This is a genomic window from Acinetobacter sp. CIP 101966, assembly GCF_000369725.1.
Taxonomy (GTDB): domain Bacteria; phylum Pseudomonadota; class Gammaproteobacteria; order Pseudomonadales; family Moraxellaceae; genus Acinetobacter; species Acinetobacter lwoffii_Q.
This window is the reverse complement of the sequence record NZ_KB850159.1, coordinates 132,213-134,212: the sequence shown is the minus strand read 5'-3', so window position 1 is coordinate 134,212 and position 2,000 is coordinate 132,213. Positions and strand designations below refer to the sequence as shown.

The 2,000-nt window shown below is 36.2% G+C and carries 2 protein-coding genes and 2 pseudogenes; all 4 read left to right on the top strand.

The window, feature by feature from the left end; genetic code table 11:
- A pseudogene (locus F891_RS17230) lies at positions 1-240 on the top strand (hypothetical protein); the annotation flags it as partial.
- Between the two features lie 417 nt (positions 241-657).
- Entirely contained in the window at positions 658-1,539 is an 882-nt protein-coding gene (locus F891_RS03450) for an IS982-like element ISAba9 family transposase (RefSeq protein WP_005262138.1), read from the top strand.
- A 44-nt stretch (positions 1,540-1,583) separates the two neighbouring features.
- The gene (locus F891_RS17225; RefSeq protein ID WP_004281886.1) at positions 1,584-1,772 is read left to right on the top strand and encodes a cation efflux transmembrane domain-containing protein; all 189 of its coding nucleotides are present in this window, start codon (positions 1,584-1,586) and stop codon (positions 1,770-1,772) included.
- Positions 1,773-1,818: 46 nt separating this feature from the next.
- Positions 1,819-2,000: pseudogene (locus F891_RS03445) on the top strand (IS6 family transposase); the annotation flags it as partial.

The following is a 2,000-nucleotide window of genomic DNA, read 5'->3' as shown; positions in this document are numbered from 1 at the left end:
GTCTCTAAGTACTTTTTAAAGGGAACATCATCGACTCAAATCTCTATTTGCAACAGTGCCATTAAACTCGCCTCGGCTCAAGGGAAGTACAAAGGCCGGGTACATAAATTGAAGCCTGATCAAGCTGACGCTTTGCGACAAGCATGGAAGGAAGGGAAGTATCCTTCAAAAATGGCATTAGGCCAGGCATTTGGAATTAGTCGCCAAGCGGTATACCGTTATTTAAAAGCCGATGAATAACTCAATTGAAATTTACGACTATATTTAGTTTAGCTTATGTAAGCCCAAAATATAAATGTCCGGTTTCTCCAAAGTAAAAATGTCCGCTTTTAGAATACCAAATTTACACTAAGTATTTGATTTTTTATTTTTATAAATTAAAAGATCAACAAGCTAAAAGACGAATACGAGTTCGGATTGACTATGTAGAAGATAGAAATTTCGGAGATACTGAACCTGTTAGTGAAGGGATATCTGAGTTACGTTTACTATTCTTGGTATATAGCCGGTTGCTATAAGATTCCTTTGAAAAATAAGAAATTGCTTTGAAGTTTAAAATGCTTTAATTACTAATACCCCAATCTCAACTTTTTAAGTGATTGAAATAAAAAGGACATAACCCTATTTTAGTTTCCACCAAGAAATTAAAGCAAAGTTATGTCCATTGAAGAATTTATCATTTTTGTCTATGTAATCATAGAAGAACTTTATCCCATTGTTGTTACTCAGCCCCTGAGAACTCGTGGTTTTCCGCCTGCTGTTACTGATGCAGAAATCATCACTATGCAAATAGTAGGTGAATTTCTTGGTTTAGATACAGACAAAAATATTTGGATGTATTTCAAAAACAATTGGTTAGAATGTTTTCCAAAATTAGGATCTTATCCCAATTTCTGTAAACATTGTGCAAACCTGTGGCATGTCAGTCAATCCATTATGGCACAGCTCATTCAGCGTTATGGTTCAGATAACATTCACTTTATTGATGGCTTCCCACTCCCTGTCTGTAGTTATACCAGAGCTAGAAAGCATAAAAACTTTAAAGAATACGCAGGTTTTAGTTATTGTGCTGCAAAACAAGAAAAATATTATGGTTTCAAAGCTCATATCGTCATTAATCTTTCAGGCATGATTTCGGGTTATACCTTTGCACCTGCTCATTGTGATGAGCGAGATGTTGCACCTGAAATTACGAATGATATTTACGGTTTACTGGGAGCAGATAAGGGCTATTTAAGACCAGAATTGAAACGATATTATGAATATCAGGGTATTGATTTACAAACACCCTTTAGAAAAAACATGATAGATTTCAGACCTAAAGAGACACTGCAAATACTGATGAAAGCCAGAAGAAAGATTGAAACAGTGATTGGTCAATTAACAGATCGCTTTCACATTCAGAAAGTGAGGGCAAAAGATCTATGGCATTTAACCCACCGCATAACTCGTAAAATTCTGTCGCATACAATTTGTGTGGTGCTAAATAAAAAGCTTGGTCATTCACCAATTCAATTCGAAAATCTTATTTTAAGTTGAGATTGGCGTTACTAATAATAATTTCTTTGGAATATTTACTGATTATGTCTCATTCTCATATCCACGGGACAGTCAATTATGGAACTGCTTTTGCAATAGGTATTGTATTAAATTTAGGATTCGTGGCAATTGAAGCAATTTATGGCTGGCATACGGGCTCTATGGCCTTACTGGCAGATGCAGGGCATAACTTAACTGATGTCGGGGGGTTACTTTGGCACTGTTGCAAATAGGCTGACATGATAAGCTAAATATCTTATTTATTTCGAGATACAGCAGATGAATCCCTTCCACGGTCGGCACTTTCAAGGTGAAATCATTCTTTGGGCTGTTCGTTGGTATTGTAAATATGGCATCAGCTATCGTGAACTTCAAGAAATGCTCGCTGAACGAGGCATAAATGTGGATCACAGTACAATTTATCGTTGGGTTCAGCGTTATGCTCCAGAAATGGAAAAACG

What these genes read in the sequence shown, in the direction of transcription:
- F891_RS03450 (WP_005262138.1), top strand. Translation starts at nt 658, where the DNA reads ATGTCCATTGAAGAATTTATCATTTTTGTCTATGTAATCATAGAAGAA.
- F891_RS17225 (WP_004281886.1), top strand. Translation starts at nt 1,584, where the DNA reads ATGTCTCATTCTCATATCCACGGGACAGTCAATTATGGAACTGCTTTT.